17 protein-coding genes are annotated in these 15,588 nt (G+C 65.5%); 10 read left to right on the top strand and 7 right to left on the bottom strand.

All coding sequences use genetic code 11. The annotated features are described in order from the left end of the window. Positions 1–7 precede the first annotated feature (7 nt). Positions 8–577 carry a histidine phosphatase family protein gene (locus V5279_RS38320; protein ID WP_338692093.1) on the top strand — a complete coding sequence of 190 codons (570 nt, stop codon included), beginning with the start codon at positions 8–10 and terminating at the stop codon, positions 575–577. A gap of 192 nt (positions 578–769) precedes the next feature. On the opposite strand, the gene V5279_RS38315 is transcribed toward V5279_RS38320, so the two are convergent. From V5279_RS38315 to V5279_RS38305, 3 genes are all read right to left on the bottom strand, one after another. After that, positions 770–1,558: an SDR family oxidoreductase gene (locus V5279_RS38315; RefSeq protein WP_338692092.1), complete on the bottom strand. Its 789-nt coding sequence runs from the start codon at positions 1,556–1,558 to the stop codon at positions 770–772. A gap of 206 nt (positions 1,559–1,764) precedes the next feature. Further along, positions 1,765–2,097, bottom strand: a complete 333-nt coding sequence (locus tag V5279_RS38310; RefSeq protein WP_338692091.1) for a GIY-YIG nuclease family protein — start codon at positions 2,095–2,097, stop codon at positions 1,765–1,767. A gap of 197 nt (positions 2,098–2,294) precedes the next feature. Then, positions 2,295–3,965 carry a PAS domain-containing methyl-accepting chemotaxis protein gene (locus V5279_RS38305; protein ID WP_338692090.1) on the bottom strand — a complete coding sequence of 557 codons (1,671 nt, stop codon included), beginning with the start codon at positions 3,963–3,965 and terminating at the stop codon, positions 2,295–2,297. Between the two features lie 511 nt (positions 3,966–4,476). Between V5279_RS38305 and V5279_RS38300 the strand changes: the two genes are divergently transcribed. The 7 genes from V5279_RS38300 (at position 4,477) to V5279_RS38270 (ending at position 8,810) form a co-directional block, all read left to right on the top strand. Then, positions 4,477–5,130: a glutathione S-transferase family protein gene (locus V5279_RS38300; RefSeq protein ID WP_338692089.1), complete on the top strand. Its 654-nt coding sequence runs from the start codon at positions 4,477–4,479 to the stop codon at positions 5,128–5,130. Between the two features lie 127 nt (positions 5,131–5,257). Then, positions 5,258–5,629 (top strand): nuclear transport factor 2 family protein, encoded by a 372-nt coding sequence (locus tag V5279_RS38295; protein WP_338692088.1) that lies wholly within the window; start codon positions 5,258–5,260, stop codon positions 5,627–5,629. Positions 5,630–5,753: 124 nt separating this feature from the next. After that, positions 5,754–6,170, top strand: a complete 417-nt coding sequence (locus tag V5279_RS38290; RefSeq protein WP_338692087.1) for a YciI family protein — start codon at positions 5,754–5,756, stop codon at positions 6,168–6,170. An 87-nt stretch (positions 6,171–6,257) separates the two neighbouring features. Continuing rightward, positions 6,258–6,683: a YciI family protein gene (locus tag V5279_RS38285; RefSeq protein ID WP_166298939.1), complete on the top strand. Its 426-nt coding sequence runs from the start codon at positions 6,258–6,260 to the stop codon at positions 6,681–6,683. Positions 6,684–6,760: 77 nt separating this feature from the next. Then, a complete protein-coding gene (locus V5279_RS38280; RefSeq protein ID WP_166298938.1) occupies positions 6,761–7,126 on the top strand; it encodes a YciI family protein in 366 nt (121 codons plus the stop codon). Between the two features lie 356 nt (positions 7,127–7,482). Then, entirely contained in the window at positions 7,483–8,199 is a 717-nt protein-coding gene (locus V5279_RS38275; RefSeq protein WP_166298937.1) for a TetR/AcrR family transcriptional regulator, read from the top strand. A 119-nt stretch (positions 8,200–8,318) separates the two neighbouring features. Next, complete coding sequence (locus V5279_RS38270) at positions 8,319–8,810, top strand: DUF2852 domain-containing protein (protein ID WP_029077557.1); 492 nt, start codon at positions 8,319–8,321, stop codon at positions 8,808–8,810. A gap of 108 nt (positions 8,811–8,918) precedes the next feature. Here the strand turns inward: V5279_RS38270 and V5279_RS38265 are convergent, their stop codons facing one another. Next, a complete protein-coding gene (locus V5279_RS38265; protein ID WP_338692086.1) occupies positions 8,919–9,200 on the bottom strand; it encodes a DUF6678 family protein in 282 nt (93 codons plus the stop codon). A 189-nt stretch (positions 9,201–9,389) separates the two neighbouring features. On the opposite strand from V5279_RS38265, the gene V5279_RS38260 reads away from it, so the two are divergent. Continuing rightward, the gene (locus V5279_RS38260) at positions 9,390–10,157 is read left to right on the top strand and encodes a serine O-acetyltransferase (RefSeq protein WP_338692085.1); all 768 of its coding nucleotides are present in this window, start codon (positions 9,390–9,392) and stop codon (positions 10,155–10,157) included. A 195-nt stretch (positions 10,158–10,352) separates the two neighbouring features. Here V5279_RS38260 and V5279_RS38255 read toward each other — a convergent pair whose 3' ends face one another. Both V5279_RS38255 and V5279_RS38250 read right to left on the bottom strand, forming a co-directional pair. Further along, the gene (locus tag V5279_RS38255) at positions 10,353–11,426 is read right to left on the bottom strand and encodes a tartrate dehydrogenase (protein ID WP_338692084.1); all 1,074 of its coding nucleotides are present in this window, start codon (positions 11,424–11,426) and stop codon (positions 10,353–10,355) included. Positions 11,427–11,447: 21 nt separating this feature from the next. Beyond that, on the bottom strand, positions 11,448–12,761 hold the full coding sequence (locus V5279_RS38250) for an MFS transporter (protein ID WP_338692083.1): 1,314 nt from the start codon (positions 12,759–12,761) through the stop codon (positions 11,448–11,450). Positions 12,762–13,019: 258 nt separating this feature from the next. Between V5279_RS38250 and V5279_RS38245 the strand changes: the two genes are divergently transcribed. Further along, entirely contained in the window at positions 13,020–13,937 is a 918-nt protein-coding gene (locus V5279_RS38245) for a LysR family transcriptional regulator (protein WP_338692082.1), read from the top strand. A 156-nt stretch (positions 13,938–14,093) separates the two neighbouring features. Here the strand turns inward: V5279_RS38245 and V5279_RS38240 are convergent, their stop codons facing one another. Beyond that, complete coding sequence (locus V5279_RS38240) at positions 14,094–15,473, bottom strand: MFS transporter (protein ID WP_338692081.1); 1,380 nt, start codon at positions 15,471–15,473, stop codon at positions 14,094–14,096. Positions 15,474–15,588: the final 115 nt, after the last annotated feature.

The following is a 15,588-nucleotide window of genomic DNA, read 5'->3' as shown; positions in this document are numbered from 1 at the left end:
GCCGAAGATGGACGGCGAAACGCATCTCTGGCTGATCCGCCACGCGCCGGTCGACGGACCGCGCGGCGTGATCCACGCGCCCGATGCGCCCGCGGAGCTCGGCGATGCCGCGGCCTTCGCGGCGTTGCAGGCGCGGCTGCCGGCTGGCGCCTTCGCCGTTTGCAGCCCGGCGCGGCGCACCCGCGAGACCGCCGCGCGGCTCGGCCTCACGGCGGCCGAGGACGACGCCTTCCGCGAGCAGGATTTTGGCGGCTGGACCGGCCGGCGCCACAGCGAGATCGAGAGAGAGCTCGGCGCGGCAGGCTATCGCGCGTTCTGGCAATCGCCGGGGACCAACCGGCCGCCCGGCGGCGAAAGTTTCGCGGATCAGATTGCGCGGGCACAAGCAGGGCTCGCGCGTCTGCCGGCCGGTGATGTCGTGCTGGTCGTGCATTCCGGCACCATCCGCGCGGTGCTCGCAATCGCACTCGATCTCGCGCCGGAGCTCGCGCTGCGCTTCGTGATCGATCCCCTATCGCTGACGCGGATCGATCGGCTGGCCGGCGCCTGGCGCGTGGTTGCGGTGAACGGGCGGTAGACTTTTCCGCTGATTTTCAACCCGTCATCCTCGCGCAAAGGCTTCGCCTTGTCGCTGGAGGTGCGAGCCTTGCGGCGCAATTGCGCCGCTGGGCGAGCCTCGAAGGATGAATCGGCCACCAGTCGGGCCGTCCATCCTTCGAGACGCGCGTAAGGACGCGTTCCTCAGGATGACGGTGAGAAAGCGGAGGAGCTACCCATTCCTCCGCTGGCCGCGCAGCGTCGGCAGGCCGATGCCGGCGGCATCGAAGCCGCCGTCGACGGCGAGGATCTGTCCGGTGATGTAGCTGGCGCGCTCCGAGCACAGGAAGAAGATCGCTTCCGCCAGCTCCTCTTCCAGCCCGTAACGATTCAGCGGGATGGCGTCGTGATAGTCGGCGCGGATCTCCGGCGTGTGCACGGCCTTCGCCATCGCGGTCTCGACCGGCCCGGGCGCCACGCCGTTGACGCGGATGCCGAGCGAGGCGAGCTCGACCGCGAGCTGCTTGGTGAGGTGCGCAAGCCCCGCCTTGCTGGTGCCGTAGGCCGAGCGCAGCGTCGAGGCGCGCACCGCCGAGATCGAGGTGATGTTGACGATCGCGCCGCCGCCATGCTCGCGCATCAAGGGCGCAGCCGCCTTGGTGCACAGGAACGGGCCGGTGAGGTTGACCGCCATGATCCGGCTCCAGTCGGCGTCCGAGGTCTCCAGCACCGGCGTGAACACGGCAATGCCGGCGTTGTTGACCAGCGCGTCGAGCCGGCCGAAACGGCCAGCGATCGTCGCCATCGCTTTGGTCACGCCGGCAGCATCGGATACGTCGCAGGTCAGCGCCAGCGTAGCGTCGGGCTGCTTCAGCGCCGCGACGGCGCTCGCCAGCAATTCACCCTCGATGTCGAGCAGCGCGACGCGCCAGCCGTCCGCAAGAAAGCGTTTCGCGGCGGCAAGCCCGATGCCGCGCGCGGCGCCGGTCACAAGTGCGACTTTTTGGGAAGACGAGGTCATGATGCGAGTCCAGCTGTTTGGGCGAGCGGCGTGCTTTTGATGAAAGCAGCGTCTGCGACCTTTGGTTCGCCCTGTCAACCGGGCCCCTGTTTCCCGTCACCCTGAGGTGCGAGCGGAGCGAGCCTCGAAGGGTGGACGGCCACCAGCCGGGCCGCGCATCCTTCGAGGCTCGCCCAGCGCCGCAAGTGCGCCGCCGGGCTCGCACCTCAGGATGACGGGGAGGGATTGGTATCCGGCGTGGTGCGTAGTCTACCGCCTCGACGGCGTGCGAAACGGCTAACTGAACTCCAGTCCGAGCGTGTCAGAGCTTCCTTCTTGGCGCGGTTCCACCCCTTGATCTGTCGCTCAGCAGCGATGCCATCGGTGATTCGGTCGAAATGTTCGGACCAGACGAGAACGACCGGCCGTCGATTGAACGTATAACCCGGATAGGCGCCGGCATTGTGCTGATCGATCCGTGGCGCGAGATCGTCGCCCGTGGCACTGCCGACATAGAAGGAGTTGTCGGCGCAGCGAAGCATGCAGACAAAAATGCCCATCGCAATTGACCGCTCGCATTTGACGCGGACCAAGAGTGAAGCAATTGCTATCCAGGTCAATAGAAGAGTGGAGTGTCGGTTTCCGACGGCACCCTTGGGCTTCTCCCCGCCATCCTGAGGAGTCCGCAAAGCGGGTGTCTCGAAGGATGCACGGCCACCAGCCTGGGCCGTGCACCCTTCGAGGATCGCACCGTGGCTTACGCTGCGAGCTCGGCGGAGGCGCGCTGCATGTTGGTCGACATGTCCTGCGTCACGATGCTCTGCTCCTCGACCGCGGCGGCGGTGGAGGTGATGTATTCGTTTACGCCGGCGATCGCGGCCTTGATCTCGGACAGCGAGGTCACCACCTCGGCGGCGATCGAGTTCAGCGCGTCGATTTCCGAGGAGATCGTGTCGGTCGCCTGCTTGGCCTGGTTGGCGAGGCTCTTCACCTCGGAGGCGACCACCGCGAAGCCGCGGCCGGCTTCGCCCGCTCGCGCCGATTCGATCGTGGCGTTGAGCGCGAGCAGGTTGATCTGCCCGGTGATGCTCGAGATCATCTCGACGATGCCGCTCATCGCTTGAGCTGCGGCATTGAGCTTCTGCGCCTGGCCGTCGGCAGCCTCGACGCGGCCAGACGCGACCGCGGCGTTCTGCTTCGACTTGGTCATGGTTTCCGAGATCTCGCGGATCGAGGCGCTCATCTCCTCGCTGCCGGCGGCGACCGCCTCGATCAGGCCGCGCGCGCTGTCGGCCTTCTTGCGGCCGATCGCCTGCGCGGTGATGTCGGTGGCGTATTTCACCACCTTGTAGGGCTTGCCGTTGAGATCGAGGATCGGATTGTAGGAGGCCTGGATCCAGATCTCGCGGCCACCCTTGTCGATGCGCTTGTACTCGGCGGCCTGGAACTCGCCGCGGTTCAGCGCTCCCCAGAACTCGCGATAACCGGCCGAACTCGCCTCGACCGGCTCGACGAACATGCTGTGATGCTTGCCCTGGATCTCGGCAAGCAGATAGCCCATCGCGCCGAGGAAGTTCGGGTTGGCGGTACGGATCGTGCCGTCCATGTTGAACTCGATCACCGCCTGCGACTTGCTGATCGCGTCGATCTGGCCGTCATTGTCGGCGGCCTTCAGCTTCTGCTGGGTGACGTCGGTGGCGAATTTGACCACCTTGAACGGCTTGCCGCGGTCGTCGAGGATCGGGTTGTAGGTGGCGAGGATCCAGATCTCCTTGGCGCCCTTGGCGAGGCGCTTGAATTCGCCGGCCTCGAACTCGCCGCGGTTCAGCCGCGCCCAGAAATCGCGATAGGCCGGGCTGTCGCGGTCGGCCGGCGGCATGAAGATGCTGTGATGCTTGCCCTGGATTTCGGCGAGCGAATAGCCCATCGCGCCGAGGAAGTTCTCGTTGGCATTGACGATGGTGCCGTCCATGTTGAACTCGATCACCGCCTGCGCGCGGCCGATCGCGGCGATCTTGCCGGCGTCTTCCATGCTGTGGATCTTCTGCGTGGTGATGTCGGTGGCGAACTTGATGACGCCGACCGGCTTGCCGCTCTTGTCCAGGATCGGGTTGTAGGAGGCCTGGATCCAGATCTCGCGGCCGCCCTTGGCGACGCGCTTGTACTGCGCGGCCTGGAATTCGCCGCGGTTGAGGCTCGCCCAGAACGCGCGATAGTCGTGGCTGTCGCGATACGCCGGCTCGACGAACATGCTGTGGTGCTTGCCCCTGATCTCGTCGAGCGTGTAGCCCATCGCGTTCAGGAAGTTCTCGTTCGCGGTGACGATGGTGCCGTCGAGCTTGAACTCGATCACCGCCTGCGACTTGCCGATCGCGGCGGCTTGCGCCAGCGCACTGTCGATGTTTGCCTTGTTGCGGAAACTGAACATCAGGGCTCCGTGAAGGGTTCAAAAGAAACGGGATTCGGAAAAGCGGATCGAGGCAACTCACGGAAAGGTTGCAGCGAGCCGTTTAGCATCGGTAAAGCCTGATACTCGCGCGGGCCTGGCACGGACTGCACAACGCGTTGCGTCGTGCGCGCATCTATTTCAACTTGCGAAGAAATATTCCGATGTGCACGTTATCATTCATAGTCGGCATGTGATGTTCACCGTAATCCTACGGACGAAAAGCGACGACAACTTTCGTCTGATGCAGATGATCGGAACGCGTGCACTTCAGCAACGCTGATAGACCTATTACGAAGGCTGATATTGCTGACCGCTTCGCAAAGCAATCCAGCATCTTGATTCGCGTGCTCGACGAATGCGTGTCGCGTCGATGCTCAATGTCCAGGCTCATATCCATGCCCGGCGACGGCGAAAAATAATTACTATGCCGGATGTCGGCGGCGCGTTCTCCGCTTCGTCCTCCGGGCACCGGTTTCATGATGGAGTTCTGATGTCGCTCACCCTGCATTACCACCCGCTGTCCTCGTTCTGCTGGAAGGCGCTGGTCGCGCTTTACGAGAACGGCGCACCGTTCACGCCCAATTTGGTCAATCTCGGCGATGCCGCGCAACGCGCGGCGCTGCTCGCGCTGTGGCCGATCGGCCGTTTCCCCGTGCTCCGCGACGAGACGCGGGGCGAGACGGTGCCGGAATCGAGCATCGTCATCGAATATCTCGACCGGCATTATCCCGGCACCGTCGCCTTGATCCCCGAAGATCAGGGGCTCGCGCTGCAGACCCGGCTGCGCGACCGCTTCCTCGATCTCTATGTCCATCTGCCGATGCAGCGGATCGTCGGCGACCGGCTGCGGCCGGCGGACAGCAAGGACCCTCATGGCGTCGCGGAGGCACGGGCGCAGCTCCGCACCTCCTATGCCATTCTCGAGCAGCAACTCGCGCATGGCGGCTGGATGATGGGCGAACGCTTCTCGCTGGCCGATTGTGCCGCCGCGCCGGCGCTGTTCTACGGCAACAAGGTCGAGCCGTTCGGCGACGGCCATCCGCATCTGGCCGGCTATCTGGAGCGGCTGCAGGCGCGGCCGTCCTTCGCGCGCGTGCTCAGGGAGGCCGAACCCTATTTCGGCATGTTCCCCAGGGAAGGCTGAAGTCCCAGCCGGGCCTGAAAATAAATTGCGGCGCGATGTCGCTTTCGCGCCGCCCCGTTCGTCATCTCCCTGAGGCCCGGGTTCTGGAGCGCGCTCCGGAGGCCCGGGCGAATTGTGTGGAGATGACATGGCTGCAGCTGGCAACAGGGCGGAGATCATCCGCGGGCTCTTCGCCGCCTATCTCGCCAATGACCGCGCGGCGGTCGAAGCGGCATTTGCGGAGGATTTCCGCTTCTCGACGCCCTACGGCGAGAACATCGACAAGCCGCGCTATTTCGCCGAGTGCTGGCGCGACTCCAGCTGGATCGGCCGCCACGAGATCGAGCGCATCATGGTCAACGGAGGAGAGGCCTTCGTCACCTATCGCTGCGTCGGCCGCGACGGCAAGAGCTTCCGCAACACCGAGTTTGTCGTGTTCGACGGCGACAAGGTGTCGCGCATCGACGTCTATTTCGGTCCGTCGCATCAGGACGGTGAACTCGTCAGGCAGGAGCGCTGAAGGCCGTGGCGCGCGATGCAATGACCTCCGAAATAATTTCGTTCGACCTGTCGGCGTGGCAAGAGCGGCGTCGTCTTTCTGGCGAGCACCGGCAACGGCCGGTCCACCACAACGGAGCAGGACGATGAAGTTCATGGTGATCGTGAAGGCGAACAAGGATACCGAGGCCGGCGTGATGCCGAGCACCGAGTTGCTCGCCGCGATGGGCAAGTTCAACGAGGAGATGGTCAAGGCCGGCGTGATGCAGGCCGGCGAGGGCCTGCATCCGACCAACAAGGGCGCCCGCGTCAAATATGCCGGCGGGCAGAGCACCGTGAGCCACGGACCGTTCAGCCCGACCAGCGATCTCGTCTGCGGCTTCTGGTTGATCGAGACCAAATCGCTCGATGAAGCGATCGGCTGGATGAAGCGCGCGCCGTTCGACGGCGGCTCCGAGATCGAGATCCGCCAGGTGTTTGCTGCGGAGGATTTCGGTGAGGCGCTGACGCCCGAGCTGCGCGAGCGGGGAGAGCGGATGCGCGCACAGGCCGCAAAGAAGTGACGTCTTCGTCATTGCGGGGCTTGCGCCCGACGGCGCATGCCCGAGATGACGAAGGCGAGTAATTCAACAAGCAAGGAAGATCGACCAATGCGTTTCATGATGCTGATGATCCCGCAGGGCTACGAGTCCGCGCCGGCCAAGCTCGAGCTCGACCCGGAACGGGTCGCCGCGATGATGCGATACAATCAGGCGCTGAAGGATGCCGGCGTGCTGATCACGCTGGAAGGCCTGCATCCGCCGGCGACCGGCGCGCGGGTCAGGTTCGACAGCGGCTTGCCCGTCGTGACCGACGGTCCGTTCACCGAGGCCAAGGAAGTGATCGGCGGCTTCTGGATGATCGACGTCGCTTCGCGTGCTGAAGCGATCGCGTGGGCCAAGAAGTGCCCAGCTTCCGCCAACGAGATGATCGAGATCCGCCAGGTGCAGGAGATGGGCGATTTCTCCGAGGAGGTGCAACAGGCCGCCGCCACCTTCGAGCACCCGCAGGGCGGCTGGGGCAAGGCGCTGCGCTAACCAACACAGCGGTGCCGCTTCAGAGCGTCATCGCGCCACGCACGACGATCAACCAACCACCACAACGGAGACGCAAGATGAGCACCAACACCTTCCTCGCCGTCTATCTCGGCGGCGGCAAAGACGGTTCGCGGATGGCAGCCTGGAACGCGATGCCGGAGGCCGAACGGCGCGCCAAGGAGCAGCAGGGCATGGCCGCCTGGGGCGCCTGGGTCGAGAAGCACCACGACGTGATCGTCGAGATGGGCGGACCGCTCGGCAAGACCAAGAAGGTCGCCGCTGACGGCACCGCCGACATCGCCAATCTGATGACCGGCTTCACCGTGGTGCGCGCGGCGTCGCATGAGGCGGCCGCAAAGCTGTTCGAGAACCACCCGCATTTTGCGATCTTCCCGGGCGAGGCCGTCGAGATCATGCCGGTGCTGCCGATCCCGGGCCGCTGAGGCGGGACCACCTCCCCTTGAAAAGGGGAGGTCGCTTTGCTCGCGAGAGCAAAGCGGGTGGGGATCTGCTCTCCCCGCATACAGCGTCGGCTGCGGCTGACCCCCATCCCGACCTTCCCCCTTTCAGGGGGAAGGGGAAGATGGAGCCATTGGCTTGAGCCGGGCTGCTCTGGTCGAGCGAGAGCAGCGAGCCCCCGCGCCACCTATCCGTTAATCTTGATTAACCCCGCGTCCCGGCGCCCAGCGTTTTCCAGCGGAAAAACGCGTTGAAGCAAGAATCTAGGCCACCTGTCCTGGGTCGACCAGGACCGGTGGCCTAGTGACCTTTACCGCCGGCTCATGTAAAAGCCGTTCACATGAGCTGGCGCAAGGACCAAGGCCGCGCCGAGCGCGGCTATCATCACGGCAATCTCAAAGAGGCGTTGCTGCAGGCAGCCCTCGACCTGATCACGAAGAAAGGGCCGGCCGGCTTCACCTTCGCCGACGCCGCGCGGATGGCCGGCGTCAGCCCCGCCGCGCCGTACCGGCACTTCCGCGACCGCGACGAGCTGATCGCCAGCATCGCGCAGCGCGGCTTCGAGCAGTTCGAATCGCTCTTGACGCAAGCCTGGGACGACGGCCGCCCCGACACCGTCTCGGCGTTCGAGCGGGTCGGCAAGGCCTATCTCGCCTTTGCCCGCGAGGAGCCCGCGTTCTACTCCGCGATGTTCGAATCCGGCCTGCCGGTCGATTCCAATCCGACCCTGATGGCCGCGAGCGAACGCGCGTTTGCGATCATCCGCGCCGCCGCCGAGCGGCTCGCGGCGCTGGCGCCGCCCGGCACGCCGCGCCCACCGGCGATGATGATGGCGCTGCACATCTGGTCGATGTCGCATGGTGTGGCCTCGCTGTTCGGCCGCGGCGATGCCGCACGGCGCAAGCTGCCGATGTCGCCGGAGGATCTGCTCGAAGCCGAAGTGCTGATCTATCTGCGCGGCCTCGGCTTCCTCACCGATCGCAGGCCGGGTGCCGAGGCGCCCGCCGACGACAAGTCGGCCGGTGACAAGCCTGGTCCCTGGGGCAAGCCGAAATAAAATTTCAAAAATAATCCCAGGGGTGCGTCATCCGCGCTGCTTGACTTTCCCAAGGGGTCGGCTATCTATGTAAATGTTATTTACATTCACAACGGCGTGATGCCGTCATGGAGAAGGAAATGGCCTACACCGCTGATGTCAATCGCTGGCGCGGCCCCGTCGAAGAACCCTACCGCCCCTACTTCTACGCGACGCCGTGGCATCCCCTGAAGATCGCCGGGATCATCCTTGGTTTCATGATCTGGTGGCCGATCGGTCTCGCCCTTCTCTTTTTCACACTCGGGAGCAGAAAGATGGCCTGTTGGAGTCACAACGACATGGATCGCTGGCAGAACAAGATGGAGCGCATGCAGGACAGGATGGAGCGGATGAAGAGCCGCATGGAGCGCCGCGGCTTCCCGTTCGGCGGCTTCGGTTCGCCCTCGAGCGGCAACCGCGCCTTCGACGAGTACCGCACGGACACGCTGCGCCGTCTCGAGGAGGAGCAGGTCGAGTTCAAGAACTTCCTCGATCGCCTGCGCCACGCCAAGGACAAGGAAGAGTTCGACGCCTTCATGGCGCAACACAAGACCCGTCCGACCCCGCCGAACGACCAGCCGCCGCAGAGCTGATCACGGAAGGCAAGCGCTGAGCCTTCAGGCGATGTGCCCCCATAACACCTGATGGCCCTGAGCCGCCCGTTTGCGATGAGCAAGCGGGCGGTTTGCATTTTGGGGCGGTCAGAGATAGTCGACCGCTTGTCCCGTCTCTGCGTAGCCATAGATGCGGAAACCGCTCTCGATTTCCTCGCCCGGCAGATGGATCTGCTTGATCACTTGACGGATACGTTCTCGATGCTCTGGATCGTTGGCGAAAATGTCGACGTAGACGATGTCTCCATATCCGCCGCTGCGAAAATGATAGTACCACCCGTTCTCCGGAGCCGAACGGTAGCCATTCGTACAGAGCGTGCTCCAGAGGGGGCGCCGGTACCATGGCGTACATTGCGAGCCGCAGTTCATCCCACTTCGTATTGTTCATGAGCGGATGGAGCATCGGGACAATTAGCTTACGGTGAGAGAAGCACAAGCATAATGTGAGCGAAGCGCAAATGGAAATCGCGCCGCGCCTCGAAGCAGACGCAATTGGTTGCGTTTTGGGGCGGTCGCGCCCACTCTATCGTCGGCGACCCGGACGATGAGGCGAAGATCATGGCGACGCACGTGACGGCGAGTTCTGACGACCTCTGGCGTTCGATCCGGCGCGAAGCGGAAGCCGCTGTTGTCGCCGATCCCTTTCTCGAAGCATCGGCCGCCTTCATCCTGGATCAGGGCGAACTCGGCGGCGCGCTCGCGTTCCTGATCGGCCGGCGCATCGGCCGCGCCGAGGCCGATCGTGCGCAGTTTGCGCGTGCGGCCCGCGAGGCGTATGCGGCCGAGTCCGCGCTGGTCGATGCCGCGGCAGTTGATCTCACAGCGATCGTGCGCCGCGATCCGGCGATCTCAGGCTTCCTGCCGCCGCTCCTCAACTTCAAGGGCTACGCCGCGCTGCAGGCCTGGCGGATCGCGAACTGGCTGTGGCGCCAGGACCGCCCCGACCTCGCACTGCTGATGCAGAGTGCGGCGGCGGACCAGTTGCAGATCAGCATTCACCCGTCGGCCCGGGTCGGAACCGCGGTATTCCTCGATCACGGCACCGGCATCATCATCGGCGCGCTGGCCTCCGTCGGCGACGAGGTCACGATCCTGCAGAACGTCACCATCGCGCGCCATCAGGACGACCCGCGCCACGCTCCGACGATCGGCCGCGGCGTGCTGCTCAGTGCCGGCGCAACGGTGATCGGACATCTCACGATCGGCGATTTCGCCAAGATCGGCGCCGGCGCGCTGGTGACGTCGGACGTGCCCGCCGGCTGCACCGCCGTCGGCGTGCCGGCGCGGCTGACAAATTGCGCGGAGGCGGGGACGTCGGCGAGGTGAGCGCGCTGCTCTCGTGAGGTGAGCACCCTGGTAGGGCTCCCTCTCCCGCTTGCGGGGGAGGGTGGGGTGGGGGCTCCCTCCGCGAGTCGTGCTGTGGAGAGAGCCCCCACCCGGATCGCATCTACGGTGCGATCCGGCCTCCCCCGCAAGCGGGAGAGGCGAACGGAGTTCGCGGATAGCTGGTGCGCCTGCCCCTCACACATTCGATCCATGGATCGCGTCGATCACGGCGTCCGTGACTTCCCTCGTCGTCGCCGTGCCGCCGACGTCGGGCGTCAGCACGCCGGCCGCGCAGACCTTCTCGACTGCCGCCATCAATCGCGCGGCCGCGTCCTTCTCGCCGAGATGCTCCAGCATCTGCGCGCCGGTCCAGAAGGTCGCCACTGGATTGGCGATGCCCTTGCCGGTGATGTCGAAAGCCGAGCCGTGGATCGGCTCGAACATCGAGGGGAAGCGGCGCTGCGGATCGATGTTGCCGGTCGGCGCCACGCCGAGGCTGCCGGCCAGGGCGCCGGCGAGATCGGAGAGGATGTCGGCGTGCAGGTTGGTCGCCACAATCGTGTCGAGGCTCTTCGGATGCAGCGTCATCCGCACCGTCATGGCGTCGACCAGCATCTTGTCCCAGGTGACGTCGGGGAACTCCCGCGCCACCTCGGCCGCGATCTCGTCCCACATCACCATGCCGTGGCGCTGCGCGTTCGACTTGGTCACCACGGTGAGGAATTTGCGCGGCCGCGACTGCGCGAGCTGGAACGCGTAGCGCATGATCCTCGTCACGCCGACCCGGGTGAAGACCGCGACTTCGGTGCCGACCTCTTCCGGCAGGCCTCTGTGCGCACGGCCGCCCATCCCGGCATATTCGCCTTCGGAATTCTCGCGCACGATCACCCAGTCGAGATCGCCGACGCCGACATTGCGCAGCGGCGAGGCGACGCCGGGCAGGATTTTTGTCGGCCGCACGTTGGCGTATTGATCAAAACCCTGGCAGATCGGTAAGCGAAGGCCCCACAGCGTGATGTGGTCGGGCACGTCGGGCGCGCCGACCGCGCCGAAATAGATCGCGTCGAACTTCTTGAGCTCCGCGAGGCCATCGGCCGGCATCATCACGCCGTGCTTCTTGTAATAGTCCGAGCCCCAGTCGAAGGTCTTGACGTTGAAGCTGATGTCGCCGCTGCGCTTTGCCAGCGCCTCCAGCACGCGGACACCAGCGGAGATCACTTCGGGGCCGATGCCGTCGGCGGGGATGGCGGCGATGGAATGGGTGCGCATGGGTTGTCTCCGGATCTGTTGTTAGCGGGTTTGCACGGGATTGGGTTGCGGTTCGGCGGGCACAGGTGCGCCTTGCGCACGCGACAGCAGCAGCGTGAGCACGGCTGACAGCACCAGCAGTCCGGCGACGAAATACAGGCCGCCCTCGAAGCTGCCGGTGCGTTCCTTGATCCAGCCGATCATCGCCGGCCCGACGAAGCCGCCGAGATTGCCGATCGAGTTGATGGTGGCGATCCCGGCCGCGGCGGCCGAGCCCGACAGGAACATGGTCGGCATGCTCCACAGCGGCGGCTTGGACGAGGAGATGCCGATATTGACCAAGGTCAGCGCCGCGATCACGGCGGCAAGGCCGGTCCACAGGCCGGCCAGCGCAAGGCCCGCTGATGCCATCAGGCAGGCCAGCACCACGTGCCAGGTGCGCTCGCCGGTACGGTCGGAATGCCGCGCCCACAGCACCATCGCGATCACGGCAATGGTTGCAGGCACCGCGTTGAGGAAGCCGACCTGGAGTGACGACAGGCCGAACGCCTTGATGATCTGCGGCGCCCACACACCAAGCGTGTAGAGCCCGGCCGAGGTACCGAAATAGACCAGCGACAGCGCCAGCACGCGCGGGTCGGCAAGGCCGCGCCAGATGCTGTGGCTCGCGGTCGCGGCCTTGCCGTCGTTCTCCGCCTTCATGGTCTTGACCAGCCAGGCGCGCTCGTCGTCGGCAAGCCATCTGGCCTGCTCCGGCCGGTCGGTCAGGAAGCCCAGCACCACGAAGCCGAGCAGCACGGCGGGCACCGCTTCCAGCACGAACAGCCATTGCCAGCCCTTGAAGCCGAACAGGCCGTCCATCTCCAGCAGCGCGCCGGACACCGGCGAGCCGAGCACGGTCGAGAGCGGCGCCGCGGCCATGAACAGCGCGGTGACCGCGGCGCGCTGCCGTGCCGGGAACCAGTAGGAGAGATAGAGGATGATGCCGGGGAAGAAGCCGGCTTCTGCGGCGCCGAGCAGGAAGCGCAGCACGTAGAAACTGGTCGCGCCCTGCACCAGCGCCATCGCCGCCGAGACCAGGCCCCAGGTGATCATCACCCGCGCGATCCAGATCCGCGCGCCGATCTTGTGCAGGATGATGTTGGAGGGCACCTCGAACAGGAAATAGCCCCAGAAGAAGATACCGGCGCCGAAGCCGTAGACGGTCGGCGACAGGCCGATGTCCTTGTTCATGGTCAGCGACGCGAAGCCGATATTGACCCGGTCGATGAAGGCCACGAAGTACAGCAGCATGATGAACGGCACGATGCGCAGTGAGATCTTGCGCAACACGCGAGTGCCAAGCTCGCTTTCCATGGGCTTCCCCGGGGTTCGTCTTGTTTGTTGGGACGGCGCATTTCGCCGCACCACTGGCAAGCCTAGAGGCTCGCGCCCTTCCGCTTCAATCCGCGCCGGTTTATACAAAAAAATGATATAATCGGGTCTCCGTCTTCTCACCGGGTCGTCATGGCCGGGCTCGTCCCGGCTATCCACGTCTTTCTTCGTGCCGCCAAGACGTGGATGCCCGGCACAAGGCCGGGCATGACGGAATCGATGTCTAAAGGAGCCAGCATCTTGGAACTGCACCAGCTTCGCTGCTTCGTCGCGGCTGCCGAGGAACTGCATTTCGGCCGCGCTGCGCAGCGCCTGCAAATGATGCCGTCGGCGCTCGGCCGCCACATCAAGCTGCTGGAAGAAGATCTCGGAGTGCGGCTGTTTGCGCGCACCACGCGTGCGGTGTCGTTGACCGAGGACGGCTCTGTGCTGCTGCGCGAGGGCCGCGCGCTGCTCGGTCGCGCCGAGGCGATCGAGGACGGCTTTCGCCACCGTCTGCGCAAGCCGCAGGCGCGGCGGTTCCGGATCGGCGCGATCGACAGCGCCGCGGCCGGCCTGCTGCCGCCGCTGCTGCGCGACCTCCGCGCGATCCATCCCGAAGTCGCTGTGCAACTGCTCGAGGAAAAGACCATCCGGCTATTGCCAAAACTGCTGTCGGGCGCGCTCGATCTCGCTTTCGTGCGCCCGCCGGAGCGGCCCGATCGGCGCATCGAGTTCACTCCGCTGCTGCAGGAAACCGCCGTGGTGGCGCTGTCGCACACACATGCGCTGGCGCGGCGCAAGCAGATCGTGCTGCCCGATATCGCCGATCAGCCTTTGATCGTGCCGGAGCGCCGCTCGCGGCCGCACAGCCACGATCTCACGACAAAGCTGTTCGACGAGGCCGGGCTGACGCCGCGCATCCAGGAGATCGCCGACGAGAAGCAGACCATCGTCAACATGGTCGCGGCGCGGCTCGGCGTTGCCATCGTGCCGCGATGGACCGCACGGATGGCGATCCCGGGCGTGCGTTTCGTTCCCCTCAGACTCAAGCGCGGCAGCGCCGCCGGCCGCCTGCCGCTCGCCGCCGCCTGGCTGAAAGGCTCCCGCGATCCGGTCCGCGACCAGGTGATGGCGGTGCTCGAGGCGAGGCTGAAGAGCTACGCGCGGGAGGCGTGAACAGCTTTCGTCATTCCGGGGCGTGCGAAGCACGAGCCCGGAATCCATCGGGCCGCATACTCCATGGAGGAATGGATTCCGGGCCGGCGCCAAGTGGCGCGCCCCGGAATGACAAAGGGATAGGGCGCGCGTTTAGCGCTGACCCGCCTGGCCTTCTTAGATTTCGGTCTGCGCACCAGGAAACAGCGTCGCGGCACCGACCGCGCCGACGATGGCCCCGATTGTCGAGAGCACGAATGGAGCCGCGAATGCCGACGCCATATCCGTTGTCTTGAGCATCGCCCCCAGCGCGGCAATGCTGACGGCAAAGCCGGCCTGACGGACGATCATTGTCATGGCGGAGGCCATGCCCGCCTGCGCCGGCGGAGCGAGGGCCAAGGCGACGTTTCCCAATTGCGGGTTCGCCAGTGCTGCTCCGATGCCGATCGTCAGCATGCCGGCCGACGTCGCGATGCCGCGGATCGCGGCGTCGGCAGACAGCGCGGCAACCACAAGCAGCGCGTCTCCCGAAGCGACAACACCAAGGGCCGCCATGAAGAAGCGCCGCCAGCCCCATCGGGTGACAAAGCGCCCACCCAGCAGCGGGACCAGCAGCATTGGCAACGTTGCCGCAAGCAGCGCCACACCCGCCACGTCCATGCTGACATGCAGACCGGCGCTCAAGAACAGGGGCAGATAGACCAGTGTTGCCCAGTAACCGAACTGGAGGGCGGTCAACGACACGCCGACCCCGATCATCGGTGCTGTCGCGAACACGCGCGGGTCGAGCACCGGATTGAGGCTGCGCCACTGCTGCCAGACGAACCCGAAGGCGGTCGCCACGCCTGCGATCAGGCCGGTCGCTCTCACGATCGGCGAGGCGTCATGTCTCAACAACGCGTCGATGGCGAGACCCAGCGACAGCGTCAGCAGCACGATGCCAACAGGATCGAGCGGGCGCCCGCCCGGCTCATGCGTCTCGGTGATAATCCGTGGCACGGCGAGCGCGAGCGCCAGGCAAAACGGGATATTGGCAAGGAAGATCCAGCGCCAGCCACACCAGGCAGCGAGCAGGCCCCCCAAGGTTGGGCCAAGCGCCATGGCAACGCCCGAGATCACCCCAATGGTGCCGAAGACCCTTGCCCGTTGGCCCTGATGGGGAAATGCCCCGGCGACCAGCGCGATCGCGCCCGTGATCAGGAAGGCCGCGCCGATACCCTGCAGGGCCCGTGCAGCGAGCAGCAGCGGACCGCTCGTCGCCGCACCGCAGGCGATCGAACCCAGCAGAAACACGATGTTGCCGGCCAGCATCGCACGCCGGCGACCGAAGCGGTCCGCGAGTGCGCCCGATGCCAGCAGCGCGCCGGTGAGTGCCAGGCTGTAGGCGTCGATGACCCAGGCGGCTCCGGCAACGGCAAACCCGAGATCCCCAGCAATGCCCGGCAGCGCAACCACGACAGCGGTCACATCGAACGGGATCAGGAATACGCCAAGGCCAAGAACTGACGTGATCAAGCTCGGTCGCTGTGGGGCGATCTGAGACGAGCGATCGTGCATGCCGCGCTTCCTCCCAATCCCTGCCCGGGGTTGCACCCGTGCAAGGTCTGCGTACGCCCGTCCTGCTGACAGCATGGTGTCAGCAGGGCCGGCGGCCCGAACCTGTTTGCGGTTG

Source organism: Bradyrhizobium sp. 26S5 (assembly GCF_036923295.1).
Classification (GTDB): domain Bacteria; phylum Pseudomonadota; class Alphaproteobacteria; order Rhizobiales; family Xanthobacteraceae; genus Bradyrhizobium; species Bradyrhizobium septentrionale.
Note: the sequence above shows the minus strand (reverse complement) of the source record. Positions and strands in the feature narration are given on the sequence as shown.

Bases quoted from the DNA above. Each gene is read 5' to 3' on its own strand.
- V5279_RS38320 (WP_338692093.1), top strand. From the start codon at position 8: ATGGACGGCGAAACGCATCTCTGGCTGATCCGCCACGCGCCGGTCGAC.
- V5279_RS38315 (WP_338692092.1), bottom strand. From the start codon at position 1,558: ATGACCTCGTCTTCCCAAAAAGTCGCACTTGTGACCGGCGCCGCGCGC.
- V5279_RS38310 (WP_338692091.1), bottom strand. From the start codon at position 2,097: ATGGGCATTTTTGTCTGCATGCTTCGCTGCGCCGACAACTCCTTCTAT.
- V5279_RS38305 (WP_338692090.1), bottom strand. From the start codon at position 3,965: ATGTTCAGTTTCCGCAACAAGGCAAACATCGACAGTGCGCTGGCGCAA.
- V5279_RS38300 (WP_338692089.1), top strand. From the start codon at position 4,477: ATGTCGCTCACCCTGCATTACCACCCGCTGTCCTCGTTCTGCTGGAAG.
- V5279_RS38295 (WP_338692088.1), top strand. From the start codon at position 5,258: ATGGCTGCAGCTGGCAACAGGGCGGAGATCATCCGCGGGCTCTTCGCC.
- V5279_RS38290 (WP_338692087.1), top strand. From the start codon at position 5,754: ATGAAGTTCATGGTGATCGTGAAGGCGAACAAGGATACCGAGGCCGGC.
- V5279_RS38285 (WP_166298939.1), top strand. From the start codon at position 6,258: ATGCGTTTCATGATGCTGATGATCCCGCAGGGCTACGAGTCCGCGCCG.
- V5279_RS38280 (WP_166298938.1), top strand. From the start codon at position 6,761: ATGAGCACCAACACCTTCCTCGCCGTCTATCTCGGCGGCGGCAAAGAC.
- V5279_RS38275 (WP_166298937.1), top strand. From the start codon at position 7,483: ATGAGCTGGCGCAAGGACCAAGGCCGCGCCGAGCGCGGCTATCATCAC.
- V5279_RS38270 (WP_029077557.1), top strand. From the start codon at position 8,319: ATGGCCTACACCGCTGATGTCAATCGCTGGCGCGGCCCCGTCGAAGAA.
- V5279_RS38265 (WP_338692086.1), bottom strand. From the start codon at position 9,200: ATGAACTGCGGCTCGCAATGTACGCCATGGTACCGGCGCCCCCTCTGG.
- V5279_RS38260 (WP_338692085.1), top strand. From the start codon at position 9,390: ATGGCGACGCACGTGACGGCGAGTTCTGACGACCTCTGGCGTTCGATC.
- V5279_RS38255 (WP_338692084.1), bottom strand. From the start codon at position 11,426: ATGCGCACCCATTCCATCGCCGCCATCCCCGCCGACGGCATCGGCCCC.
- V5279_RS38250 (WP_338692083.1), bottom strand. From the start codon at position 12,761: ATGGAAAGCGAGCTTGGCACTCGCGTGTTGCGCAAGATCTCACTGCGC.
- V5279_RS38240 (WP_338692081.1), bottom strand. From the start codon at position 15,473: ATGCACGATCGCTCGTCTCAGATCGCCCCACAGCGACCGAGCTTGATC.